We start from the raw sequence: 25402 nt of genomic DNA on the forward strand, positions 1-25402 counted from the left end.
ATGCGCTCTTGTGTGTTGCGTGCGCGGAGGGCTAGCGCAGGCCCAGCCCGGCCAGCGCCGCCGGACTGGCCTGTATCGCGCTTCGGCGGTGGTAGAAGTCCAGCGCCCGCAGGCCGCCGAGTTCCGCGCCGCCGCCGGCGCGCCCCGGGCCGCCATGCAGCGACATCGGCATCACGTTGCCGTGGCCGGTGTGGGTCTGCGCGACCTCGGGTGTGATCACGTGCACGCGGCCATGGCTGGCCGCGAGCTGCACGGCGGCGCGTGCCAGTGCCGCGTCGTCGCTCCCGTAGAGAGAGGTGACCAGCGAGCCCTGGCCGCGGTGCGCGAGCGCGATCGCATGGTCGACGTCGCGGTAGGCGAGCAAGGTGGCGACGGGGCCGAAGACCTCGACGTCGTGCACGCTGTCCGCGGCGTCGGCATCCTTCGCGCCCAGCAGCACCGGGCCGATGCAGGCGGCGATGGCGGGGTCCGCGTCGACCAGTGCTTGCGCGCTGCCGTCGTGCAGCAGGGTGGTCTGCCGCTGCAATGTCGCGAGGCCTTCGCGCACCGCGTTCAGCTGCGCACGGCTCACCAGCGAGCCCATGCGCACGCTCTCGTTGCGCGGGTTGCCGACCGTCACGCCGCGCAGCTTGGCGCCGATGGCCTCCGCTGCCGCGTCGTAGACGGTCGCCGGCACGAGGATGCGGCGGATGGCGGTGCATTTCTGGCCGCTCTTGACGGTCATCTCACGCACCACCTCGCGCACCAGCAGGTCGAAGGCGTCGGTGCCCGGCGTGGCGTCGGGCAGCAGCAGCGCGGAATTGAGGCTGTCCGCCTCGATGTTGACCCGCACCGAGCGCTGCGCTACCGCGGCATGCGATCGGATCAGCGCACCGGTCTCGGCCGAGCCGGTGAAGGAGACGACGTCGAAGGGCTGCAGTTGGTCCATCAGCCCGTTCGAGCTGCCGCAGATCACCGACAGCGCGCCGGCCGGCAGCACGCCGGCGTCGACCACGTCGCGCACCATGCGCTGCGTGAGCCAGGCGGTCGAGGTGCCGGGCTTGACGATGACGGGCACGCCCGACAGCAGGGCTGGGGCCGCCTTTTCCCACAGGCCCCAGGCCGGAAAGTTGAAGGCGTTGATGAACAGCGCGACGCCGCGCGTGGGGACCTGCAGGTGCTGCGAGAGGAAGACGGGTTCCTTGCCCAGCTTCACCGCGTCGCCGTCGCGCAGCGCGTGCACGTCGCCCAGCGCGTCGCCCCACTTGGCGTACTGGCCCAGCGTGAAGATCGCGCCGTCGATATCGACGGCCGAGTCGTTCTTCACGGTGCCCGAGTTGGCCGTGGCGATTTCGTAGTAGCTGTCGCGATGCGTCTGCAGCACCTTGACGACGGCGGCGAGCAGTCCGGCGCGCTGCTGATAGCTCAGCGCGCGCAGCGCGGCACCGCCGACGTCGCGCGCAAAGCCGAAGGCGGCCGGCAGGTCGAGCCCGGTCGCGTCGACGCGTGCCAGTTCGGTGCCGAGCACCGGGTCGAACAGCGGCACGCCGGCGCCGCTGCCGGTTTGCCAGCGACCGCCGACGTGGTTGGGAAGAAGCTCGGTCATGGGGTCAACTTTTGGTGAACTGGATCTGCCCTTCGGGCAGCAGGTAGAGAACGAGCGCGCGGCCGTTGTCGACGGTCGGGTGGTGGGCGCTGCCCGGCGGGTACACGCACCAGCCAGCCGGACGGCCGTCGAAGGTCGCGTCGCCCTCGATCGGCATGATCAGGTCGATCTCGCCGTTGGGATGCGTATGGTGCGGGCCGGCGAGATCGGCCATGTCGACCACGTCCACCGAGAAGCGGTGCAGCGCGTCCTCGGGCTTGAAGGGGCGGCCGTAGCGGATGCCGCCGCCTTCCCGTTCGCAGAGCCAGCCCTCGGCCACGCCCTCGATGCAGGCGGCCTTGAGTTGGGTGTAGGTCTGGCTGCCGACACCGTGCTGCGCGTTGAGCCAGCGGTCCAGCGAGGCGTCCAACGGCCGGCCCGCGATCTGGGCGCTGAGTCCGGCGATCAGGTGGTGAAAGGCTTCCTTGGACATGTCGTCTCGTGTGGCTTTGTGGTGTGCGTGGGATCGGCGCAGTTGCAGCATCCGGCGGTGTGCAGTATCTTGCGCTCGATCAAACAATAAGCAGCAAAATGCAGCGTGTCAAGCAACATAATGCATGTATGGCGTTTACCCTGAGCGCGCAAAATCAAGGCATCGAATGAGGAGTTCCATGACTGAGGAAGCAGGGCGGAGTGGCGGCGCCATGGCGGGTGCGATCGACACGGTCACCGCGGAAGCGCCGCGACATCCCCTGCTCGCCGTGCTCGGCGAACGCGTCCGCAGCCTGCGTGCACAGCGTGGCCTCACCCGCAAGGCGGTGGCGGTGGCGGCCGATGTGTCGGAGCGCCACCTGGCGAACCTCGAGTACGGCACCGGCAATGCTTCGATCCTGGTGCTGCAGCAGGTGGCGCAGGCCTTGCACTGCTCGCTCGCCGAGCTCGTCGGCGACGTCACGACCAGTTCGCCCGAGTGGTTGCTGATCCGCGAACTGCTCGAGCACCGCAGCGAAGCCGATCTGCGCCGTGCGCGCATCGCCCTGGGTGAACTGCTGGGCAACGGCCGCGGCGATGCCGCGCGCCACCGTCGCATCGCATTGATCGGCCTGCGCGGAGCCGGCAAGTCGACCCTGGGGCCGATGCTGGCGCAGGATCTCGACGTGCCGTTCATCGAACTGAGCCGCGAGATCGAGAAGCTCGCCGGCTGCAGCGTGCGCGAGATCCATGACCTCTACGGCACCAACGCCTACCGGCGTTACGAGCGTCGCGCGCTGGAGGAAACGGTGCAGATCCACAGCGAGGTGGTGATCGCCACGCCGGGCGGCATCGTGTCCGATCCGGCCACCTTCAACGAGTTGCTGGCGCACTGCACCACCGTCTGGCTGCGTGCCGCGCCCGAGGAGCACATGGGGCGCGTCGTGGCGCAGGGCGACACGCGCCCCATCGCCGCCAGCAAGGAGGCGATGGAGGACCTGCACCGCATCCTCGACGGGCGCGCGGCCTTCTATTCGAAGGCCGACCTGACGGTCGACACCAGCGGCCAGACGCTGGCGCAGAGCTTCGACGTGCTGCGCGGCGCCGTGCGCGCGGCGATCGCCGCAGCGGTCTGATCCCTGCCTGCTGGCGGCGCGCCAGCCCGGGTTTTCCTGAACTGCAGAAAAGTGCAACAGGCATTGACTTGGCTGTTGATGTGCATGATGATGCATGCACTGATCGCAAGAAATGCATTATGTTTCTTGTTTCTGCTGTCAACGGAGACAACCCATGACCGAAACCACGACCCCAGCACCGCGTGTCGACTACCGCACCGAGCCCGCCCAGTACCGGCACTGGCAACTCGCCGTCGAGGGCGCGGTCGCGCGCCTGACCCTCGACATCGCGGAAGACGGTGGCATCCGCCCTGGCTACAAGCTCAAGCTCAACAGCTACGACCTCGGGGTCGACATCGAGCTCAACGATGCGCTCAACCGCGTGCGCTTCGAGCACCCGGAAGTCCAGTCGGTCATCGTGACCAGCGGCAAGGACCGCATCTTCTGCTCCGGCGCCAACATCTTCATGCTCGGTGTCTCCAGCCATGCCTGGAAGGTGAACTTCTGCAAGTTCACCAACGAGACGCGCAACGGCATCGAAGACAGCTCCAAGCATTCGGGCCTGAAGTTCCTGGCCGCGGTCAACGGCGCCTGTGCGGGCGGCGGCTACGAACTGGCGCTGGCCTGCGACGAGATCGTGCTGGTCGACGACCGTTCTTCCGCCGTCTCGCTGCCCGAAGTGCCGCTGCTGGGCGTGCTGCCCGGCACCGGTGGCCTCACGCGGGTGACCGATAAGCGCCATGTGCGGCATGACCTGGCCGACATCTTCTGCACCAGCGTCGAAGGCGTGCGCGGCCAGCGCGCGGTCGACTGGCGCCTGGTCGACGCGATCGCCAAGCCGGCCCAGTTCGCCGCCACCGTGCAGGAACGCGCCGCCAAGCTGGCCGAGGGCAGCCAGCGGCCCGGCAAGGGCGCGAAGGGCGTGACGCTCGCGCGCATCGAGCGCGAAGACGGGGCCGACACGCTGCGCTATGCGCATGTGCAGGTCGACATCGACCGCACCCGCCGGACCGCGACGCTCACCGTCAAGGCGCCGACGGGCGCGCAGCCGACCGACATCGCGGGCATCGAGGCCGCGGGTGCGGCCTGGTGGCCGCTCGCCATGTGCCGCCAACTGGACGACGCCATCCTGAACCTGCGCACCAACGAACTGGACATCGGCACTTGGCTGCTGAAGACCGAAGGCGACGCGCAAGCCGTGCTGGCCAGCGACGCGCTGATGCTCGCCCACCAGGACCACTGGCTGGTGCGCGAGACCATCGGCGCGCTGCGCCGCACGCTGGCGCGGCTGGACGTCTCGTCGCGCAGCCTCTTCGCGCTGATCGAGCCGGGTTCCGCCTTCGCCGGCACGCTGGCGGAGATCGCCTTTGCAGCCGATCGCACCTACATGCTCGCGCTGCCCGACGACGCGGCGCGTGCGCCCAAGCTCACGCTCAACGAGTTCAACTTCGGCTTCTATCCGCTGGTGAACGACCAGAGCCGCCTGCAGCGCCGCTTCTATGAAGAGGTCGCGCCGCTCGAAGCCGCCCGCGCGGCCGTCGGCCAGGCGCTGGACGCCGATGCGGCGCTGGCACTCGGCCTGGTGACGGCGGCACCCGACGACATCGACTGGGAAGATGAACTGCGCATGGCCATCGAGGAGCGCGTGGCGATGTCCCCCGACGCGCTGACCGGGTTGGAAGCCAACCTGCGCTTCGCCAGCAAGGAAAACATGAACACCCGCATCTTCGGCCGGCTCACCGCCTGGCAGAACTGGATCTTCAACCGGCCGAATGCCGTTGGTGCGAAGGGGGCCTTGAAGGTCTACGGCACCGGCGAGAAGGCCGGCTTCGACATGGATCGGGTCTGACCCCCGGGGCTTGCGCACTTCGTGTCGCAGCGCCCACCCCCTTCCAGGGGGCGACGCCAGCGGCCCGGCAAAGCCGGTTCCGCGGCATCTCCCGAACAGACATTTCTTAGCTTTTGAGAGGTCCCACATGAGCACCGTCAACTACAGCGACAAGATCCCGAACAACGTCAACCTCAGCGAAGACCGCACCCTGCAGCGCGCGCTCGAAGGCTGGCAGCCCAACTTCGTGAACTGGTGGGACGACGTCGGCCCGGACGGTTCGACCGCCTACGACGTCTACCTGCGCACTGCGGTCAGTGTCGACCCGCAGGGCTGGGCCCAGTTCGGCCACGTGAAGATGCGCGACTACCGCTGGGGCATCTTCCTGAATCCTGGGGATGCGAATCGCGAGATCCATTTCGGGGACCACAAGGGCGAAAAGGCCTGGCAGGACGTGCCCGGCGAGCACCGCGCCAACCTGCGCCGCATCATCGTGACGCAGGGCGACACCGAACCGGCCTCGGTCGAGCAGCAGCGCCACCTGGGCCTGACCGCGCCCAGCATGTACGACCTGCGCAACCTGTATCAGATCAACGTGGAGGAGGGCCGCCACCTGTGGGCGATGGTCTACCTGCTGCACAAGCACTTCGGCCGCGACGGCCGAGAGGAGGCCGAGGCGCTGCTGCAGCGCACGTCCGGTGATCAGGACAACCCGCGCATCCTGGGTGCCTTCAACGAGAAGACGCCCGACTGGCTGGCCTTCTTCATGTTCACCTACTTCACCGACCGCGACGGCAAGTTCCAGTTGTCGGCGCTGGCGGAGAGTGCCTTCGATCCGTTGGCACGCACCACCAAGTTCATGCTGACCGAGGAGGCGCACCACATGTTCGTCGGCGAGAGCGGCGTGTCGCGGGTGCTGGCCCGCACCGCGCAGGTGATGAACGAGTTGAAGACAGACGACGCGCAGAAAGTGCGCGCTGCCGGCGCCATCGACCTGGGCACTGTCCAGCGCTACCTGAACTTCCACTACAGCGTGACCATCGACCTGTTCGGCGCCGACCAGTCGAGCAACGCGGCGATCTTCTACAGCTCGGGCCTCAAGGGCCGCTACGAAGAAGGCAAGCGCACCGACGACCATGTCCTCAAGGGCCAGACCTACAAGGTGCTGGAGGTGCAGAACGGCCAGTTGGTCGAGAAGGACGTGCCGATGCTCAACGCCCTGAACGAGGTGCTGCGCGACGACTTCATCAAGGACTCGGTGGCCGGCGTGAACCGCTGGAACAAGGTGCTGGAGAAGGCGGGCATCCCGACGCGCCTGACCGTGCCGCACAAGGCCTTCAACCGCCAGATCGGCGCGCTCGCCGGCATCAAGATGTCGCCGGACGGCCGGGTCGTAGGCGAGGCGGAATGGGCAGCGAAGAAGAGCGAATGGTTGCCGACATCCGAGGACTTCGCCTTCGTCGCCTCGCTGATGGGCCGCGTGATCGAACCCGGCAAGTTCGCCGGCTGGATCGCGCCGCCGGTGATGGGCATCAACCGCCAGCCGGTCGACTTCGAGTACGTGCGTTTCGGGTGATTGCGATGGACATGCTTGTCGAGGCCGGCGTGATCAAGCAGCATCTGATCGACCCGGAAATCTGCATCCGCTGTAACACCTGCGAGGCCACGTGCCCGGTGAATGCCATCACGCACGACGACAACAACTATGTCGTCCGGGCGGATGTCTGCAACGGGTGCATGGCCTGCATCTCGCCGTGCCCCACCGGCTCCATCGACAACTGGCGCAACATGCCCGTGCAACGGGCCTACTCCATTGAGGAGCAACTCGGCTGGGAGGAACTGCCGCCCGAACTGAGCGCGGAAGAACTCGAGGCTGCCGGTGTGACGGATGCCGGCGGCGGCCTCGATGCGGCGGTGCAGGTCGAGGTCGAGCCGGTCGTGACGCCCGGCGAGGCGCCGTTCATGTCGACGAGCTACGGTGCGACCACGCCGCCGTGGTCCGCCGCCCATGCCTACACCAACCTCTACGCGCCGAAACGGCCGGTGACGGCGACCGTGACCGGCAACTTCAACTGCACCGAAGCCGGCTTCGAGAACGAGACCCATCACGTGGTGCTGGACTTCGGCGCGATGCCCTTCCCCGTGCTGGAGGGGCAATCGATCGGCATCGTGCCGCCCGGCATCGACGCGCTGGGCAAGGCGCACCATCCGCGCCAGTACTCGATCGCCAGCCCGCGCAACGGCGAGCGCCCGGGGTACAACAATGTCTCTTTGACCGTCAAGCGCGTGACACACGACCACCAGGGCAACGCGGTGCGGGGCATCGCCTCCAACTACGTCTGCGACCTGAAGGTCGGCGACACGGTGACGGTGGTTGGGCCCTTCGGTTCCACCTTCCTGATGCCGAACCACCCGAAGTCGAACATCGTGATGATCTGCACCGGCACGGGCAGCGCACCGATGCGCGCCATGACCGAATGGCGGCGCCGCCTGCGCAAGAGCGGCAAGTTCGACGGCGGCAAGCTGATGCTCTTCTTCGGCGCGCGCACGCAGCAGGAACTCCCGTACTTCGGCCCGCTGCAGAGCCTGCCCAAGGACTTCATCGACATCAACCTGGTCTTCTCCCGTGTTCCGGGACAGCCGCGGCGCTATGTGCAGGACGCCGTGCGCGAGCGCGCCGCGGACCTGGCATCGCTGCTGCGCGATGCCGACACGCACTTCTACGTGTGCGGCCTCAAGAGCATGGAGGAGGGCGTGTTGCTGGCATTGCGCGATGTCGCGCAGGAGGCCGGCCTGCCCTGGGAACAGCTCGCCGCCACGTTGAAGAAACAGGGGCGCCTGCACCTGGAGACCTATTGACGGCGATGAGGGCGCAGGAGTTCGGGGCCGCGGATCTCGATAGAGTCGAGTGTTCTTCTTGGACTCTTCTTGATCAATGTGAATGCCAGTTTTTTGAGCCGGGTCGATGTGGATGCCGCCATCGTCGACCTCGACGGCACCATGGTCGACACCCTGGGTGATTTCGTCGCCGCCCTGCGCGCCATGCTCGCCGACCTCGGTTTGCCGACGGTGGACGCCGCCGCCGTGGGACGCATGGTCGGCAAAGGCTCCGAGCACCTGATCCATGCCGTGCTGCATCACGTCGGGGCGCCGGACACGCGCTACCCGCAGGCCTACGCGCGCTACCAGCACCACTACCTGGGCATCAACGGCCGGCACGCGACGGTCTACGACGGGGTGATCGCGGGCCTGCAGGCGATGCGCGAGCGTGGCTGGCGCCTGGCGTGCCTGACCAACAAGCCGACCGCGTTCGCCCGGCCGCTGCTCGCCCAGAAAGGCCTGGCCGGCTTCTTCGAGGTGGTGTTCGGCGGCGATGCCTTCGAACGCAAGAAGCCCGACCCGCTGCCGCTCCTCAAAACCTGCGAAGCGCTCGGCACGACGCCGGCCCGCACGCTGATGGTCGGCGATTCGAGCAACGACGCGCAGGCCGCGCGCGCCGCCGGTTGCCCCGTGGTGCTGGTGAGCTACGGCTACAACCACGGCCAGCCGGTGCGCCAGGTCGATGCCGATGCGGTCGTCGATTCGCTCACCGAACTGACAGAACTGGCCGACGGCGCGACGCTCGGCTAAACTCGCCGCTCCATGTTCATTCATCACGTCATCAAGACAGGTCAAGGCTGCCGGGGAGCCTGGCTTTGGCGTACGCCATCGTCATTGCCTGTTTGATGGCACGGCGCACGCCGTGCGCCCGCGGCCCCGGTCCGAACGACCCGGCGCCAGATCCTTGAATGACCCGCCAGCGACCGAACGAAGCGTCTGCTGGCCGACGGAGACCCCCACCGTGATCACCGAACTCGAATTCAAAAGCCTCAGCGCGCAGGGCTACAACCGCATCCCGCTGATGGCCGAGGCCTTTGCCGACCTCGAAACCCCGCTCTCGCTCTATCTCAAGCTGGCCCACACCAAGGACGGCGGCAAGTACAGCTTCCTGCTCGAATCCGTGGTCGGCGGCGAGCGCTTCGGCCGCTACAGCTTCATCGGCCTGCCGGCGCGCACCCTGATCCGCGCGAGCGGCTTCGGCGCCGCGGCGCGCACCGAGGTCGTAACCGACGGCCAGGTCGTCGAGACGGCCGAAGGCAACCCGCTGGACTTCATCGCGGCTTATCAGAAGCGCTTCAAGGTCGCGCTGCGGCCCGGCCTGCCGCGCTTCTGTGGCGGCTTGGCCGGCTACTTCGGCTACGACGCGGTGCGCTACGTCGAGAAGAAGCTCGAGAACTCCTGCCCGCCCGACACGCTCGGCTGCCCCGACATCCTGCTGCTGCAGTGCGAGGAACTGGCCGTCATCGACAACCTGTCGGGCAAGCTCTACCTGATCGTCTACGCCGACCCGGCGCAGCCCGAGGCGTATGCGGTGGCCAAGCGCCGGCTGCGCGAACTGCGCGAGCAATTGAAGTACTCGGTGAGCGCGCCGCAGGTGAAGCCGTCGCAGGCGCATCCGGCGGAACGCAGCTTCGCCAAGGCCGACTACATCGCCGCGGTCGAGCGTGCCAAGGAATTGATCGCCGCGGGCGACTTCATGCAGGTGCAGATCGGCCAGCGCATCAGCAAGCGCTACACCGAGTCGCCGCTGTCGCTGTACCGGGCGCTGCGTTCGCTCAACCCGTCGCCGTACATGTTCTATTACCACCTGGGCGATTTCCACGTGGTGGCCGCGTCGCCCGAGATCCTGGTGCGCCAGGAGAACACGGCCGATGGCGAGCAGAAGGTGACGATCCGCCCGCTGGCCGGCACGCGGCCGCGCGGCGCGTCGATGGAACTCGACAAGGCCGCTGAGCTGGAACTCATCAACGACCCGAAGGAGCGTGCCGAGCACGTGATGCTGATCGACTTGGCGCGCAACGACATCGGGCGCATCGCGAAGACCGGCACCGTGAAGGTGACCGAGGCCTTCGCGGTCGAACGCTACAGCCACGTGATGCACATCGTGAGCAACGTCGAAGGCACGTTGAAGGACGGCATGACCGCTATCGACGTGCTCAAGGCCACCTTCCCCGCCGGCACGCTGACCGGCGCGCCGAAGGTGCATGCGATGGAGCTCATCGACCAGCTCGAGCCGATCAAGCGCGGCCTCTACGGTGGCGCCTGCGGCTACATCAGCTACGCGGGCGACATGGATGTCGCCATCACGATCCGCACCGGCGTCATCAAGGACCAGGTGCTGCACGTGCAGGCCGCGGCCGGCGTGGTCGCCGACTCGGTGCCGGAGCTGGAATGGAAAGAGACCGAGGCCAAGGCGCGTGCGCTGCTGCGCGCGGCCGAACTGGTGGAAGAGGGACTGGAATGATGGCCGACGACATTCAGAACAACGATTTCTCGCACGAGATCATCGGCGCTGCCGTCGAGGTGCAGCGCGTGCTGGGCACCGGCTTGCCGGAAGCGGTGTACGCCGCCGCGCTCGCCATCGAACTGGCCGAGCGCGAGATCGGCTTCGAGCGCGACGTGCCGGTCGCGGCCAGCTACAAGGGCCGGGCGCTCGGCGACGTGTGCCGCGCCGATTTCGTCATCGAACAGGCGATGGTGGTGCAGGTGCGAGCGGTCGATACGCTCGACGACCTGCACCGTGCGCAGGCGCAGGCCGCGGTGCGGCTGTCGGGCCATCGGATCGGCCTGCTCATCAACTTCAACGTCTTCCCCGTGGTGAAGGGCGTGCATCGGATCGGAGCCAAGCCATGAAGCTGCTGATGGTCGACAACTACGACTCCTTCACCTACAACATCGTCCAGTACTTCGGCGAGCTGGGGGCGGACGTGGAGGTGGTGCGCAACGACGAAGTCACCGTCGCGCAGATCGGCGAGCGCATCGCGGCCGGCACGGCGCGGCTGGTGATCTCGCCCGGGCCGTGCTCGCCGGCGGAGGCGGGCGTGTCGGTGGTGGCGATCCAGGCCTTCGCGGGCAAGCTGCCGATCCTCGGCGTGTGCCTCGGCCACCAGGCGATCGGCGCGGCCTTCGGCGGCAGGATCGTGCGCGCGCAGCAGCTCATGCACGGCAAGACCAGCGAGATCACGACCACGCGCGAAGGCGTGTTCGCCGGGCTGCCCGAGAAGTTCGTCGTCAACCGCTACCACTCGCTGGCGATCGAGCGTGCGAGTTGCCCGGCCGAACTGGCCATCACGGCGAGCACCTACGATGGCGAGATCATGGGCGTGCGCCACGCCGGCTTCGCGCATGACGTGCGGATCGAGGGCGTGCAGTTCCATCCCGAATCCATCCTCACCGAGCACGGCCACGCCATGCTGAAAAATTTCCTGGACTGAGCCCATGCCGAATACCGCCGTCGACCTGCGCAGCGACACCGTCACCCAGCCCACGCCAGCCATGCGCGCCGCGATGGCCGCTGCGCCCCTGGGCGACGACGTGTTCGGCGCCGACCCGAGCGTCAATGCGCTGCAGGAGAAGATCGCGGGCATGCTCGGCTTCGAGGCCGCGCTCTTCATGCCCACTGGCACGCAGAGCAACCTCTGCGCGATCCTCGCGCACTGCGGCCGGGGCGACGAGTACATCGTGGGCCAGATGGCGCATTGCTACCGCTGGGAAGGCGGCGGCGCCGCGGTCTTCGGCAGCGTGCAGCCGCAGCCGCTCGACCATGCGCCGGACGGCACGCTGCCGCTCGCGCAGATCGAGGCGTCCATCAAGCCCGACGATGCGCACTTCGCGCGCACGAAGCTCTTGGCGCTGGAGAACACGCTGGGCGGCAAGCTGCTGCCCTTCGGCTACGTGCAGGCCGCCACCGACCTGGCCAGGTCGCGCGGGCTGCAGCGCCACCTCGACGGCGCGCGTCTCTTCAACGCTGCGACGGCGCAGGCCGTGGCGCTGGGCACCGACGTGCGCGCCGAGGCGCGCCGCATCGCGCAGTGTTTCGACAGCGTGTCGGTGTGCTTCAGCAAGGGCCTGGGCGCGCCGGTCGGCTCGGCCCTGTGCGGCTCGCGCGAGTTGATCGCGCGGGCGCACCGCATCCGCAAGATGGCGGGCGGCGGCATGCGCCAGGCCGGGCTGCTGTCGGCTGCCGCATCGCATGCGCTGGACCACCACATCGACCGGCTCGCCAGCGACCACGCCCTGGCGCAGCGGCTCGCAGCGGGTCTGGCCGGCATCGAGGGGCTGCGGGTCGAGGCGCCGCAGACCAACATCGTCTTCGTCGACCTGGAGGGCGCGGCGGCCGCGCGCGCCACGGAGCTGCTGGCGCACCTGAACGCGCGCGGCATCCTGGCGACGGGGCTGTACCGGCTGCGCTTCGTCACGCACCTGGACGTGGATGCGGGCGGGGTCGATCGCGCGCTCGTCGCGATCCGCGACTTCTTCGCGCGCTGAGGGCTTGCGCATGCCGGACACCGCGCACCTCATCGCCTTCATCGTCGCGGGCTGGCTGCTCAACCTGACGCCCGGCCCCGATGTGCTCTACATCGTGAGCAACGCGCTGCGCTCGGGCGTGCGTGCGGGCATCGTGGCCGGGCTGGGCATCACCGCCGGTTGCTTCGTGCACATCGTGGCGGCCGCGGTGGGCGTGGGCACCTTGCTGGTCGCCTCGACGGAAGCCTTCACGGTGCTCAAATACCTCGGCGCCGGCTACCTTCTGTATCTGGGCGCGCGCATGCTGTTCGCCAAGCCGATGCCTGCGGTCGTGACCGATGCCGCACCGGTCGTTGATTCGCCGCGCGGGTTGAAGGCCATCTTCATGGGCGGCTTCTGGACGAACGTGCTCAACCCCAAGGTGGCGCTGTTCTTCCTGGCCTTCGTGCCGCAGTTCATCGCACCGGACGCCAGCAACAAGGCGATGGCCTTCGTGCTGCTGGGGCTGCTGTTCAACCTCAACGCCATTCCGGTCAACACCGGCTGGGCCGTGGCGGCCGGCTGGCTGGCACGGCGCGGCACCGTGCGCCAGTGGATGCGCGTGCTCGACCGCGTGGCCGGCGCCATGTTCATCGGCTTCGGCATCAAGCTCGCACTGTCCGACAACCCGCTTTCTTCGTCCACACACTGACACGGGAGACACCATGCCCATCACCCCCCAGGAAGCGCTGCAGCGCACCATCGAGCACCGCGAGGTGTTCCACGACGAGATGCTGCACATCGTGCGGCTCATCATGAGCGGCGAGTGCTCGCCGGTGATGATGGCCGCGCTGATCACCGGCCTGCGCGTGAAGAAGGAAACCATCGGCGAGATCACCGCCGCTGCGCAGGTGATGCGCGAGGTGGCGACCAAGGTGGCGGTGGCGGACACAACGCACCTGGTCGACATCGTCGGCACCGGCGGCGACGGCTCGCACACCTTCAACATCTCGACCTGCTCGATGTTCGTGGCGGCCGCCGCGGGCGCCAAGGTGAGCAAGCACGGCGGGCGCAGCGTGAGCAGCAAGTCGGGCAGTGCCGACGTGCTCGAGGCGCTGGGCGTCAACATCAACCTCAAGCCCGATCAGATCGCCCGCTGCATCGCCGACGTCGGCATCGGCTTCATGTTCGCGCCCAACCACCATCCGGCGATGAAGAACGTCGCGCCGGTGCGCAAGGAGCTGGGCATCAAGACCATCTTCAACATCCTCGGGCCGCTGACCAATCCGGCCGGCGCGCCGAACATCCTGATGGGCGTGTTCCACCCGGACCTCGTGGGCATCCAGGTGCGCGCACTGCAGCGGCTCGGCGCCGAACACGCGCTCGTGGTCTACGGCCGCGACGGCATGGACGAGATCTCGCTCGGCGCGGCCACGATGGTCGGCGAACTCAAGGACGGCGAGATCCGCGAATACGAACTGCATCCCGAGGACTTCGGCTTCGCGATGTCGAGCAACCGCGCGCTGCGCGTCGAGACGCCCGAGCAGTCGATGGCGATGCTGCGCGGCGTGCTCGACAACGAGCCGGGCGCGGCCCGCGACATCGTGCTGCTCAACGCGGGTGCCGCGCTGTATGCGGCCAACGTGGCCACTTCGATCGCGGACGGCGTGGCGAAGTCGCGCGCCGCGCTCGACAGCGGCGCCGCCAAGGCCAAGCTGGCCGAGCTCGTGGCCGCCACCGCCGCCTTCTGACGAGAGAGAAAGACCGATCCATGTCCGACATCCTGAACAAGATCGTGGCCGTCAAGCACGAGGAAATCGCCGCTGCCATGAAGCGCAGCCCGCTGGAGGCCGTGCGCTTCGACGCCGAGAGCCGCGTACTCACCCGCGACTTCGTCGGCGCCCTGCGCAGCAAGATCGCTGCACGCCAGGCCGCGGTGATCGCCGAGGTCAAGAAGGCCAGCCCGAGCAAGGGCGTGCTGCGCGCCGACTTCATCCCGGCCGACATCGCCCAGAGCTATGCCGAGGGTGATGGCGCCATCAGCGCGGCCTGCCTGTCGGTGCTGACCGATCGGCAGTTCTTCCAGGGCGGTATCGACTTCCTGAAGCAGGCGCGCGCATCGTGCGACCTGCCGGTGCTGCGCAAGGACTTCATGGTCGACGCCTACCAGATCTACGAATCGCGCGCGATGGGCGCCGACGCGGTGCTGCTGATCGCGGCCTGCCTCGACGATGCGCAGATGAAGGACTTCGAGGCGATCGCGCTCGGCCTGGGCATGGCGGTGCTGGTCGAGGTGCATGACGGCGTCGAACTCGACCGCGCGCTGAGGCTGAAGACGCCGCTCATCGGCGTCAACAACCGCAACCTGCGCAGCTTCGAGGTGTCGATCCAGACCACGCTCGACCTGCGTTCGCGCGTGCCGGCCGAGCGCCTGCTGGTCACCGAATCGGGCATCACGACACGCGAGGACGTGGCGCGGCTGCGTGCCGCGGACATCCATGCCTTCCTGGTCGGTGAAGCCTTCATGCGCGCGCCCGAACCCGGGGAGGCGCTGGCGGAGCTGTTCCGGTGATGGCGGCGACGCAACTCACGCAACTCGCGAGTGCCGACCCGGCGGACTGGCCGGTCGCGCCGGGCTGGCAGGCGCTGGTCGACGACTTCTTCGCGAGCGCGGTGGGCGTGAAGCTGCAAGGCTTCCTGCGCGAACGGCTGGAGGCTGGCGCGGTCATCTTCCCTCCGCAGCCGCTGCGTGCGCTGGAACTCACGCCGCCCGAGCAGGTGCGCGTCGTCATCCTCGGGCAGGACCCGTACCACGGCCGCGGGCAGGCCGAAGGCCTGGCCTTCTCGGTGGCGCCCGGCGTGCCGCTGCCGCCGTCGCTGCGCAACATCTTCAAGGAATTGCAGCGCGACCTGGGCACGCCGCCACCGGCCTTCCCGCAACCCGGCGGCAGCCTGGTTAAGTGGGCCACACACGGCGTGCTGCTGCTCAACACCTGCCTGACGGTGGAGGAGGGGCAGGCGGCCAGCCATGCGGGGCGCGGCTGGGAAGTGCTGACCGACGCGGTGATCCGGCAGGTGGCCGCGGGCGATCGCCCGGTCGTGTTCATGCTGTGGGGTTCGCACGCGCAGAGCAAGCGGGCGCTGATCGACGCAGATCGCCACCGGCTGCTGACCGCCAACCATCCGTCGCCGCTGTCGGCCTTGCGTCCGCCGCTGCCTTTCATCGGTTGCGGGCACTTCGGCGAGGCGCGTGCCTGGCGGGAGCAGCATTCAGGCTGAAGGCGATGCTCCTGTTTTTGTAGCCCGTCGCATGCGTGCAACGGCCCGAGGGGAGAAAACACGGGTTTCCACGTCTTGGCGCGACGCCGCGGCTTCGGAACCGACATCAAACCGTGCTATATTTCGAGGTTCGCCGGAGAGGTGGCCGAGTGGTTAATGGCAGCAGACTGTAAATCTGCCCTCTTACGAGTACGCTGGTTCGAATCCAGCCCTCTCCACCAGCGATGAATTTGGTTTCTAGGAGCGATTGGATCTAGCGCTTTGGGTGCCTTGAAATGCCCCCGATGCGGGAGTAGTTCAATGGTAGAACCCCAGCCTTCCAAGCTGATGACGCGGGTTCGATTCCCGTCTCCCGCTCCATGAGACCCGGTTCCTGGTTGGTGTCTTCGGTGTTGATTGCCCTTTTGGCTCAGTGGTAGAGCACTCCCTTGGTAAGGGAGAGGTCGCGGGTCCGATTCCCGCAAAGGGCACCAGATTTCGGGGTTGCAGCCGTCGCGCGTGCGGCCCCATGTGAATGTGTTGATCTCGTTTTTTTCGGAGTCGAGAAAATGGCAAAAGGTAAATTCACCCGCACCAAGCCGCACGTGAACGTGGGCACGATCGGTCACGTTGACCATGGCAAGACCACGCTGACGGCGGCGATCGCGACCGTTCTGTCGGCCAAGTTCGGCGGCGAAGCCAAGGCGTACGACCAGATCGACGCGGCGCCCGAAGAAAAGGCCCGCGGCATCACGATCAACACCGCGCACGTCGAGTACGAAACGGCCAACCGCCACTACGCCCACGTCGACTGCCCCGGCCACGCCGACTATGTGAAGAACATGATCACCGGCGCCGCCCAGATGGACGGCGCCATCCTGGTGTGCTCGGCCGCCGACGGCCCGATGCCCCAGACCCGTGAACACATCCTGCTGGCACGCCAGGTGGGTGTGGGCTACATCATCGTGTTCCTGAACAAGTGCGACATGGTCGACGACGCCGAGCTGCTCGAGCTGGTCGAAATGGAAGTGCGCGAGCTGCTGGACAAGTACGAATTCCCGGGCGACGACACCCCCATCATCCACGGCTCGGCCAAGCTCGCCCTGGAAGGCGACAAGGGCCCGCTGGGTGAGCAAGCCATCATGAAGCTGGCCGACGCCCTGGACACCTACATCCCGACGCCCGAGCGCGCCGTGGACGGCACCTTCCTGATGCCTGTGGAAGACGTCTTCTCGATCTCGGGTCGCGGCACGGTCGTGACCGGTGCTGTCGAGCGCGGCATCATCAAGGTCGGCGAGGAAATCGAGATCGTGGGCATCCGCCCGACCGTCAAGACCACCTGCACCGGCGTGGAAATGTTCCGCAAGCTGCTGGACCAGGGCCAGGCTGGCGACAACGTGGGCGTGCTGCTGCGCGGCACGAAGCGCGAAGAAGTCGAGCGCGGCCAGGTGCTGTGCAAGCCCGGTTCGATCAAGCCGCACGTGCACTTCACCGCTGAAGTCTATGTGCTGAGCAAGGACGAAGGCGGCCGCCACACGCCGTTCTTCAACAACTACCGCCCGCAGTTCTACTTCCGCACGACGGACGTGACCGGCGCGATCGAGCTGCCCAAGGACAAGGAAATGGTCATGCCTGGCGACAACGTCAGCATCACCGTGAAGCTGATCAACCCGATCGCCATGGAAGAAGGCCTGCGCTTCGCCATCCGCGAAGGCGGCCGCACCGTGGGTTCGGGCGTCGTGGCCAAGATCCTCGATATCTAAGGATTGCACAGGGGTATAGCTCAATTGGCAGAGCGTCGGTCTCCAAAACCGAAGGTTGTAGGTTCGATTCCTACTGCCCCTGCCACTCAGGTGGCACCCTGACAAGCCCATCGGTTGACCCGATGGCGAGGCTAAAAAGCCCATCGTGACCCGATGGGCTTCGCCGTCTCAAGAGACACTTTGAATCGAAGGCCGCAAGGCCGCAGGAAATCAGCCGAAATGGCCACCTCTCAAATCGAAACCGTGAGCACCGGCGCCGACAAAGCCAAACTGGCTGCAGCGGTCGTTCTGGCCGTGGGCGCGGTCGTGGCCTTCTACCTGCTGTCGCGCCAGGGTGCGCTGGTGCAGTGGGTCGCGCTGCTCGTCGGTCTGGCGGCAGCCGTGGGCACGTTTGCGAGTTCCGAAAGCGGACGGCAGCTGTGGGCCTTCGGCCGCGATGCCTGGCGCGAAGTCAAGAAGGTCGTCTGGCCCACCCGCAAGGAAGCCATCCAGATGACGGCGTACGTGTTCGCTTTCGTGGCGATCATGTCGATTTTCCTGTGGGCGACCGACAAGACCCTCGAGTGGGTGTTCTTCGACCTCATTCTGGGCTGGAGAAAATAAATGACTGACGCTGTCGAAACCACCCCGGAAGCCACGCCGGAAAGCACCCCGGTGCTGGCCGCCCCGACCAACCCGGACTTCCGCTGGTATGTCGTTCATGCCTATTCCGGCATGGAAAAGGCGGTCGAACGCAACATCACCGAACGCATCAACCGCGCGGCGATGCAGGACAAGTTCGGCCGCATCATGGTGCCGACCGAGGAAGTCGTCGAGATCAAGAACGGCCAGAAGCGCACCACCGAGCGCCGCTTCTTTCCCGGCTACGTCCTGGTCGAGATGATCATGGACGACGAGAGCTGGCACCTGGTGAAGCACACCAACAAGGTGACGGGTTTCGTCGGCGGCGCGAAAAACCGCCCGGCCCCGATCTCGCAGAAAGAGGTCGAGGACATCGTCAGCCAGATGCAGCAGGGCACCGAGAAGCCGCGCCACAAGGTCGAGTTCACCGTCGGTGAGTTCGTGCGCGTCAAGGAAGGCCCGTTCACCGACTTCAACGGCACCGTGGAAGAAGTGAACTACGACAAGAACAAGGTGCGTGTGTCCGTGATGATCTTCGGACGCGCCACCCCGGTCGAACTGGGCTTCGCGGAAGTCGAGAAGACCTGATTCAGCGGGCGGCACCGAACGCTTCGGTGCCGCCCTCCCGGTTTCCTGCCTCCCGACTCGGCAGGAAACGTCACCCTAGAGTCGTCAACCCCGGGGAGCCGCGGCCGAGTGCCGAGGCGTTATCACCCGCAAGGAGCAAAGCATGGCGAAAAAAATCGTCGGCTTCATCAAGCTGCAAGTGCCAGCTGGTAAGGCCAACCCGTCACCACCCATCGGTCCCGCACTGGGCCAGCGTGGTTTGAACATCATGGAGTTCTGCAAGGCGTTCAACGCCCAGACCCAAGGCGTCGAGCCGGGTCTGCCGCTGCCGGTGGTCATCACCGCGTTCGCGGACAAGAGCTTCACCTTCATCATCAAGACGCCGCCCGCGGTCACCTTGATCAAGAAGGCCATCAAGCTGGACAAGGGTTCGGCCACGCCGCACACCACCAAGGTCGGCAAGATCACGCGCGCTCAGCTCGAAGAGATCGCCAAGGCCAAGATGAAGGATTTGACGGCAGCCGACCTGGATGCCGCCGTTCGCACCATCGCCGGCTCTGCCCGTTCGATGGGCGTGACTGTGGAGGGCGTGTAAATGTCCAAGCTCACCAAGAAGCAAAAAGCGCTCGTCGGCAAGGTCGACAGCAACAAGTTGTACGCGCTGGTCGATGCGATCGGTCTCATCAAGGAAGCCGCCACCGCCAAGTTCGATGAGTCCATCGACGTGGCCGTGCAGCTGGGCATCGACGCGAAGAAGTCGGACCAGGTCGTGCGTGGCGCCGTCGTGCTGCCCAATGGCACCGGCAAGACCAAGCGCGTCGCCGTGTTCGCCCAGGGCGCCAAGGCGGAAGAAGCCAAGGCCGCCGGTGCCGACATCGTCGGCATGGACGACCTGGCTGCCATGGTGAAGGCCGGCGACATGCCGTTCGACGTCGTGATCGCTGCCCCCGATGCCATGCGTGTCGTCGGTACGCTGGGTCAGATCCTCGGTCCGCGCGGCCTGATGCCCAACCCGAAGGTCGGCACCGTCACGCCGGACGTCGCCACGGCCGTGAAGAACGCCAAGGCCGGTCAGGTGCAGTTCCGCGTCGACAAGGCCGGCATCGTGCACGGCACGATCGGCCGTCGCTCGTTCGACACCGACAAGCTGCAGGGCAACCTGGCTGCGCTGATCGATGCGCTGGTCAAGGCCAAGCCGGCAACCAGCAAGGGCGTGTATCTGCGCAAGGTCGCCGTGTCGTCGACGATGGGCCTCGGCGTGCGCGTCGACACCCAGTCGATCGCACAGAGCTGATCTGAAGAATTTGCCGCGCCTCTCGAGGTGCGGCGATGTGGTGGGCCAGCGCGGCGTCGTCTTCGGATGACGGGCGCGCTGGGCCATCCAAGACCGCTGGCGTGCAGTTCGCTGCACTTAATCGAATCCCCTCGGGGACTCACCAGCGCAGATGGCGATCCCGCTGCAAGGAATCCGTTTCCGAAACAGTTGGTCGCTGCATGTAGCGCGTCTCGAGGCCCCGGCCGAAGGACGCATTAAAAGGAGTAGACCTTGAGTCTGAATCGCAGTGAGAAAGAAGCGGTCATCAGTGATGTGACCAGCCTCGCCGCAAAAGCTCAAACGCTCGTGATGGCGGAATACCGTGGTATCACGGTGGCTGACATGACCAAATTGCGCAATACCGCGCGCAGCCAGGGCGTGACGCTCAGCGTGTTGAAGAACACGCTGGCACGCCGTGCTGTCGCCGGAAGCGCATTTGAGATCGTCGGCGACCAGATGACCGGTCCGCTGATCTATGGCTTCTCCGAAGACGCCGTGGCCGCCGCGAAAGTGGTGGCCGATTTCGCGAAGACCAACGACAAGTTGGTGATCCGCGGCGGTGCATTCGGTGGCAAGGCCCTGGACGTCAATGGCGTGAAGCAACTGGCCAACATCCCTTCGAAGGAAGTGCTGCTGGCGCAATTGCTGGGCTTGATGCAATCCCCCATTTCCCGCACCGCCCGCGTTCTCGCGGCGCTGGCCGAGAAGCGTGGTGGTGGCGAAGCACCGGCCGAGGCTCCGGCCGAAGCGCAAGCTGCTTAAAGCCTTGCGTTCGAGAAATTCAACCCAATTGTTAGGAAACCAAAATGGCATTCGATAAAGACGCATTTTTGACCGCGCTGGACAGCATGACGGTCCTGGAACTCAACGACTTGGTCAAGGCCATCGAAGAGAAGTTCGGCGTGAGCGCCGCTGCAATGTCGGCACCCGCCGGTGCTGGCGGTGGCGCTGCCGCCGCTGTGGCCGAAGAGCAGACCGAATTCAACGTCATGCTGATGGATGCTGGCGCGAACAAGGTGTCGGCGATCAAGGCCGTGCGCGAAATCACCGGCCTGGGCCTCAAGGAAGCCAAGGACTTGGTGGAAGCCGCTCCCAAGGCCGTCAAGGAAGGCCTGTCGAAGGCTGACGCTGAAGCCGCCAAGAAGAAGCTGGAAGATGCCGGCGCCAAGGTGGAACTGAAGTAATTCAGTCTCCCTGAAGGGCTGGAGGTGCTCGAAAGAGCCCTCCAGCCTTTGCCGCTTTCAGAGCGCACCCACAAGCCGACGTCGCGACGCGGCTTTTGAGTGTCTTCTGACCCCGACTGCAGAAGACCCCTTGGTTCGGGTGATGTGCAACGCATCACTGTCCGCCAACGGCTGGTAGTGGCCAGCCGCCAAGCAGTGGCGCGAAAGCGCTGCTGACAAGTCGCGCAAGATCTCAAGCACCGGAGCTCTCATGGCCCAAACGTCCACGTACAGTTACACCGAACGCAAGCGCATCCGAAAGAATTTCGGCAGCCGCGACAGCGTCGTTGAAATCCCCTACCTGCTGCAGATGCAGAAGGACGCGTACACCGCGTTCCTGCAAGCGGGCATCGCGCCGCAGAAGCGCACGGTCGAAGGCCTGCAGGCCGCGTTCGACGCCGCGTTCCCGATCGTCTCGCACAACGGTTTCGTGGAGATGAAGTTCCTCGAGTACAACCTGGCGAAACCGGCGTTCGACGTGCGCGAGTGCCAGACGCGGGGCCTGACCTTCGCGTCGGCCGTGCGCGCCAAGGTCCAGCTCATCATCTATGACCGCGAGTCGTCGACCTCGCAGTCGAAGGTGGTCAAGGAAGTCAAGGAGCAAGAGGTCTACATGGGCGAAGTGCCGCTCATGACCGAGAAGGGCTCCTTCATCATCAACGGCACCGAGCGCGTCATCGTGTCGCAGCTCCACCGTTCGCCGGGCGTGTTCTTCGAACATGACAAGGGCAAGACGCACAGCTCGGGCAAGCTGCTGTTCTCGGCCCGCGTGATCCCCTACCGCGGCTCGTGGCTCGACTTCGAGTTCGACCCGAAGGACATGCTGTACTTCCGCGTCGACCGCCGTCGCAAGATGCCGGTCACGATCCTCTTGAAGGCCATCGGCCTGAACCCGGAATCGATCCTCGCGAACTTCTTCGTGAACGACAACTTCCGCCTGATGGACAGCGGCGCGCAGATGGAGTTCGTCTCCGAGCGCCTGCGCGGCGAAGTCGCGCGCTTCGACATCACCGACAAGTCGGGCAAGGTCGTGGTCGCCAAGGACAAGCGCGTCACCGCGCGCCACACGCGTGAACTCGAGCAGTCGGGCACGACCCACATCAGCGTGCCGGAAGACTTCCTGGTCGGCCGCGTGGTCGCCCGCAACATCGTCGACGCCGACTCCGGCGAAATCCTGGCCAAGGCCAACGACGAGCTGACCGAAGCACTGCTCAAGAAGCTGCGCACCGCCGGCGTGCAGGACATCCAGGTCATCTACACGAACGAACTGGACCAGGGCGCTTACATCTCGCAGACGCTGCGCATCGACGAAACCGTCGACGAGTTCGCCGCGCGCGTGGCCATCTACCGCATGATGCGTCCCGGCGAACCGCCGACGGAAGACGCCGTGCAGGCCTTGTTCCAGCGCCTGTTCTACAACCCGGACACGTACGACCTGTCGCGCGTCGGCCGCATGAAGTTCAACGCCAAGGTCGGCCGCGACGAGTCGACCGGCCCGATGGTGCTGACCAACGAAGACATCCTGCATGTCGTCAAGATCCTGGTCGACCTGCGCAACGGCAACGGCGAAGTCGACGACATCGACCACCTGGGCAACCGCCGCGTGCGTTGCGTCGGCGAACTGGCCGAGAACCAGTACCGCACCGGCCTGGCCCGCATCGAGAAGGCCGTGAAGGAACGTCTGGGTCAAGCGGAGCAAGAGCCGCTGATGCCGCACGACCTGATCAACAGCAAGCCGATCTCGGCCGCGCTGAAGGAATTCTTCGGTGCCTCGCAGCTGTCGCAGTTCATGGACCAGACGAACCCGCTGTCCGAAATCACCCACAAGCGCCGCGTGTCGGCCCTTGGCCCGGGCGGTCTGACGCGTGAACGCGCCGGCTTCGAAGTGCGCGACGTGCACGTGACCCATTACGGCCGCGTCTGCCCGATCGAAACGCCCGAAGGCCCGAACATCGGCCTGATCAACTCGCTGGCCCTGTACGCCCGCCTGAACGAATACGGCTTCATCGAGACGCCGTACCGTCGCGTGGTCGACAGCAAGGTCACGATGGACATCGACTACCTGTCGGCCATCGAAGAAGGCAAGTACGTCATCGCCCAGGCCAACGCGGCCCTGGACAAGGACGGCAAGCTGACCGGCGACCTGGTCTCCGCGCGTGAAGCCGGCGAGTCGATCCTGGTGGGGGCAGAGCGCGTCCAGTACATGGACGTTTCGCCCGCGCAGATCGTGTCGGTGGCGGCCTCGCTCGTGCCCTTCCTGGAGCACGACGATGCGAACCGCGCGCTGATGGGCGCCAACATGCAGCGCCAGGCCGTGCCGGTGCTGCGCCCCGAGAAGCCCTTCGTCGGTACCGGCATCGAGCGCGTTTCCGCGGTCGACTCGGGCACCGTGGTGACCGCGACCCGCGGCGGTATCGTCGACTACGTCGATGCGACCCGTGTCGTGGTGCGCGTGAACGACGCCGAAGCAGCGGCCGGTGAAGTCGGTGTGGACATCTACAACCTGATCAAGTACCAGCGTTCGAACCAGAACACCAACATCCACCAGCGCCCGATCGTCAAGCGCGGCGACAAGATCGCCAAGGGCGACGTGGTGGCCGACGGTGCGTCCACCGACCTCGGCGAACTGGCCCTCGGCCAGAACATGCTGATCGGCTTCATGCCGTGGAACGGCTACAACTTCGAAGACTCGATCCTGATCTCCGAACGCGTCGTCGCCGAAGACCGCTACACATCGATCCACATCGAGGAACTGGTGGTGATGGCCCGCGACACCAAGCTGGGCGCCGAAGAAATCACGCGGGACATCCCGAACCTGGCCGAGCAGCAGCTCAACCGCCTCGACGAGTCCGGCATCATCTACGTCGGCGCCGAAGTGCAGCCGGGCGACACGCTGGTGGGCAAGGTCACGCCGAAGGGCGAGACCACGCTGACGCCTGAAGAGAAGCTGCTTCGCGCCATCTTCGGCGAGAAGGCTTCCGACGTGAAGGACACCTCGCTGCGCGTGGACCAGGGCTCGCAAGGCACCGTGATCGACGTGCAGGTGTTCACCCGCGAAGGCATCACGCGCGACAAGCGCGCCCAGCAGATCATCGACGATGAGCTCAAGCGCTTCCGCTTGGACCTGAACGACCAGCTGCGCATCGTCGAAGCCGACGCGTTCGACCGGATCGAGAAGCTCCTGACCGGCAAGGCGGCCAACGGCGGCCCGAACAAGCTGGCCAAGGGCACCAAGCTCGACAAGGCCTACCTGTCGTCGATCGAGAAGTTCCACTGGTTCGACATCCGCCCGGCGGACGACGAAGTGGCTTCGCAGCTCGAGTCGATCAAGAACTCGCTCGAGCAGACGCGCCACAGCTTCGACCTCGCGTTCGAAGAAAAGCGCAAGAAGCTCACGCAGGGCGACGAGCTGCCCGCAGGCGTGCTCAAGATGGTCAAGGTCTACCTGGCCGTCAAGCGCCGCCTGCAGCCGGGCGACAAGATGGCCGGCCGTCACGGCAACAAGGGTGTGGTGTCGAAGATCGTTCCGGTCGAAGACATGCCTCACATGGCCGACGGCACGCCGTGCGACATCTGCCTGAACCCGCTGGGCGTGCCTTCGCGGATGAACGTGGGCCAGGTGCTCGAAGTGCATCTGGGCTGGGCCGGCAAGGGCATCGGCCAGCGCATCGGCGACCTGCTGCAGGCCGAAGCGAAGATCGCGGAACTCCGCGCCTTCCTCGACAAGCTCTACAACGGCTCGGGCCGCAAGGAAGACCTGAGCAAGCTGAGCGACGGTGAAGTGGTCGAGATGGCCAGCAACCTGTCGAACGGCGTGACCTTCGCCACGCCGGTGTTCGACGGCGCCACGGAAGAAGAAATCCGCGGCATGCTGCAGCTCGCCTACCCGGACGAGATCGCCAAGCTCAAGGGCCTGACCGACACCCGCACGCAAGCCTACCTGTACGACGGCCGCACCGGCGACCAGTTCGAGCGTCCGGTCACCGTGGGCTACATGCACTTCTTGAAGCTGCACCACTTGGTGGACGACAAGATGCACGCCCGCTCGACCGGCCCGTACTCGCTGGTCACGCAGCAACCGCTGGGCGGCAAGGCCCAGTTCGGCGGCCAGCGTTTCGGCGAAATGGAAGTGTGGGCGCTCGAGGCCTACGGCGCCGCCTACGTCCTGCAGGAAATGCTGACGGTGAAGTCCGACGACGTGCAAGGCCGTACCAAGGTGTACGAGAGCATCGTCAAGGGCGAACACTCCATCGAAGCCGGCATGCCGGAATCGTTCAATGTGCTGGTCAAGGAAATCCGTTCCCTGGGCCTGGACATCGAACTCGAACGTTCATAAGCAAGACAAGGAAAG

The 25402-nt window shown here is 66.1% G+C and carries 23 protein-coding genes and 4 tRNA genes; 25 read left to right on the plus strand and 2 right to left on the minus strand.

The window, feature by feature from the left end; translation table 11 throughout:
* Positions 1 to 31 precede the first annotated feature (31 nt).
* Positions 32 to 1585, minus strand: a complete 1554-nt coding sequence (locus QTH86_RS19820; RefSeq protein ID WP_286647951.1) for a 3,4-dehydroadipyl-CoA semialdehyde dehydrogenase — start codon at positions 1583 to 1585, stop codon at positions 32 to 34.
* 4 nt (positions 1586 to 1589) lie between these two features.
* Complete coding sequence (locus tag QTH86_RS19825; protein ID WP_286647952.1) at positions 1590 to 2057, minus strand: 4-hydroxylaminobenzoate lyase; 468 nt, start codon at positions 2055 to 2057, stop codon at positions 1590 to 1592.
* 211 nt (positions 2058 to 2268) lie between these two features.
* Here QTH86_RS19825 and QTH86_RS19830 point away from each other — a divergent pair, with 211 nt between their 5' ends.
* The 25 genes from QTH86_RS19830 to rpoB all read left to right on the plus strand — a co-directional run bounded on the left by QTH86_RS19830 (position 2269) and on the right by rpoB (position 25387).
* The gene (locus QTH86_RS19830) at positions 2269 to 3171 is read left to right on the plus strand and encodes a helix-turn-helix transcriptional regulator (RefSeq protein ID WP_286648405.1); all 903 of its coding nucleotides are present in this window, start codon (positions 2269 to 2271) and stop codon (positions 3169 to 3171) included.
* A 154-nt stretch (positions 3172 to 3325) separates the two neighbouring features.
* On the plus strand, positions 3326 to 4999 hold the full coding sequence (boxC, locus tag QTH86_RS19835; RefSeq protein ID WP_444813994.1) for a 2,3-epoxybenzoyl-CoA dihydrolase: 1674 nt from the start codon (positions 3326 to 3328) through the stop codon (positions 4997 to 4999).
* 127 nt (positions 5000 to 5126) lie between these two features.
* Positions 5127 to 6554, plus strand: coding sequence for a benzoyl-CoA 2,3-epoxidase subunit BoxB (boxB, locus tag QTH86_RS19840; RefSeq protein WP_286647953.1), 1428 nt, complete (start codon positions 5127 to 5129; stop codon positions 6552 to 6554).
* A 5-nt stretch (positions 6555 to 6559) separates the two neighbouring features.
* Complete coding sequence (boxA, locus tag QTH86_RS19845) at positions 6560 to 7837, plus strand: benzoyl-CoA 2,3-epoxidase subunit BoxA (RefSeq protein WP_286647954.1); 1278 nt, start codon at positions 6560 to 6562, stop codon at positions 7835 to 7837.
* Positions 7838 to 7978: 141 nt separating this feature from the next.
* Complete coding sequence (gene gph, locus QTH86_RS19850) at positions 7979 to 8608, plus strand: phosphoglycolate phosphatase (protein ID WP_444814040.1); 630 nt, start codon at positions 7979 to 7981, stop codon at positions 8606 to 8608.
* Between the two features lie 211 nt (positions 8609 to 8819).
* Complete coding sequence (gene trpE, locus QTH86_RS19855) at positions 8820 to 10322, plus strand: anthranilate synthase component I (protein WP_286647955.1); 1503 nt, start codon at positions 8820 to 8822, stop codon at positions 10320 to 10322.
* Complete coding sequence (locus QTH86_RS19860; RefSeq protein WP_286647956.1) at positions 10322 to 10711, plus strand: GxxExxY protein; 390 nt, start codon at positions 10322 to 10324, stop codon at positions 10709 to 10711. Before trpE ends, QTH86_RS19860 begins: the two co-directional genes overlap by 1 nt.
* Positions 10708 to 11292 carry an aminodeoxychorismate/anthranilate synthase component II gene (locus QTH86_RS19865; protein ID WP_286647957.1) on the plus strand — a complete coding sequence of 195 codons (585 nt, stop codon included), beginning with the start codon at positions 10708 to 10710 and terminating at the stop codon, positions 11290 to 11292. The genes QTH86_RS19860 and QTH86_RS19865 overlap by 4 nt, the downstream gene beginning before the upstream one ends.
* Before the next feature lie 4 nt (positions 11293 to 11296).
* Complete coding sequence (gene ltaE / locus QTH86_RS19870) at positions 11297 to 12346, plus strand: low-specificity L-threonine aldolase (RefSeq protein WP_286647958.1); 1050 nt, start codon at positions 11297 to 11299, stop codon at positions 12344 to 12346.
* A gap of 10 nt (positions 12347 to 12356) precedes the next feature.
* Complete coding sequence (locus tag QTH86_RS19875; protein ID WP_286647959.1) at positions 12357 to 13016, plus strand: LysE family translocator; 660 nt, start codon at positions 12357 to 12359, stop codon at positions 13014 to 13016.
* Between the two features lie 13 nt (positions 13017 to 13029).
* A complete protein-coding gene (gene trpD, locus QTH86_RS19880) occupies positions 13030 to 14055 on the plus strand; it encodes an anthranilate phosphoribosyltransferase (RefSeq protein WP_286647960.1) in 1026 nt (341 codons plus the stop codon).
* Positions 14056 to 14075: 20 nt separating this feature from the next.
* Positions 14076 to 14876: an indole-3-glycerol phosphate synthase TrpC gene (trpC, locus tag QTH86_RS19885; protein ID WP_286647961.1), complete on the plus strand. Its 801-nt coding sequence runs from the start codon at positions 14076 to 14078 to the stop codon at positions 14874 to 14876.
* Entirely contained in the window at positions 14876 to 15583 is a 708-nt protein-coding gene (locus tag QTH86_RS19890) for a uracil-DNA glycosylase (RefSeq protein WP_286647962.1), read from the plus strand. The genes trpC and QTH86_RS19890 overlap by 1 nt, the downstream gene beginning before the upstream one ends.
* A 135-nt stretch (positions 15584 to 15718) precedes the next feature.
* Positions 15719 to 15804: transfer RNA gene (locus QTH86_RS19895), tRNA-Tyr, on the plus strand.
* 65 nt (positions 15805 to 15869) lie between these two features.
* Positions 15870 to 15943: transfer RNA gene (locus QTH86_RS19900), tRNA-Gly, on the plus strand.
* A 38-nt stretch (positions 15944 to 15981) separates the two neighbouring features.
* Positions 15982 to 16056, plus strand: a tRNA-Thr gene (locus tag QTH86_RS19905).
* A 75-nt stretch (positions 16057 to 16131) separates the two neighbouring features.
* Entirely contained in the window at positions 16132 to 17325 is a 1194-nt protein-coding gene (gene tuf / locus QTH86_RS19910; RefSeq protein ID WP_286647092.1) for an elongation factor Tu, read from the plus strand.
* Between the two features lie 9 nt (positions 17326 to 17334).
* A tRNA-Trp gene (locus tag QTH86_RS19915) sits at positions 17335 to 17410 on the plus strand.
* A gap of 134 nt (positions 17411 to 17544) precedes the next feature.
* Positions 17545 to 17928, plus strand: a complete 384-nt coding sequence (secE, locus tag QTH86_RS19920; protein ID WP_286648407.1) for a preprotein translocase subunit SecE — start codon at positions 17545 to 17547, stop codon at positions 17926 to 17928.
* Positions 17929 to 18534, plus strand: coding sequence for a transcription termination/antitermination protein NusG (gene nusG / locus QTH86_RS19925; protein WP_286647963.1), 606 nt, complete (start codon positions 17929 to 17931; stop codon positions 18532 to 18534).
* A gap of 142 nt (positions 18535 to 18676) precedes the next feature.
* Entirely contained in the window at positions 18677 to 19108 is a 432-nt protein-coding gene (gene rplK / locus QTH86_RS19930) for a 50S ribosomal protein L11 (RefSeq protein WP_219211526.1), read from the plus strand.
* Positions 19109 to 19807 (plus strand): 50S ribosomal protein L1, encoded by a 699-nt coding sequence (gene rplA, locus QTH86_RS19935; RefSeq protein ID WP_286647964.1) that lies wholly within the window; start codon positions 19109 to 19111, stop codon positions 19805 to 19807.
* 252 nt (positions 19808 to 20059) lie between these two features.
* Positions 20060 to 20590, plus strand: coding sequence for a 50S ribosomal protein L10 (gene rplJ, locus QTH86_RS19940; RefSeq protein ID WP_262076741.1), 531 nt, complete (start codon positions 20060 to 20062; stop codon positions 20588 to 20590).
* 44 nt (positions 20591 to 20634) lie between these two features.
* Entirely contained in the window at positions 20635 to 21012 is a 378-nt protein-coding gene (gene rplL / locus QTH86_RS19945; protein ID WP_286647965.1) for a 50S ribosomal protein L7/L12, read from the plus strand.
* Positions 21013 to 21262: 250 nt separating this feature from the next.
* Positions 21263 to 25387 carry a DNA-directed RNA polymerase subunit beta gene (rpoB, locus tag QTH86_RS19950; RefSeq protein WP_286647966.1) on the plus strand — a complete coding sequence of 1375 codons (4125 nt, stop codon included), beginning with the start codon at positions 21263 to 21265 and terminating at the stop codon, positions 25385 to 25387.
* Positions 25388 to 25402: the final 15 nt, after the last annotated feature.

The organism is Variovorax sp. J2L1-78, assembly GCF_030317205.1.
GTDB classification, from domain to species: domain Bacteria; phylum Pseudomonadota; class Gammaproteobacteria; order Burkholderiales; family Burkholderiaceae_C; genus Variovorax; species Variovorax arabinosiphilus.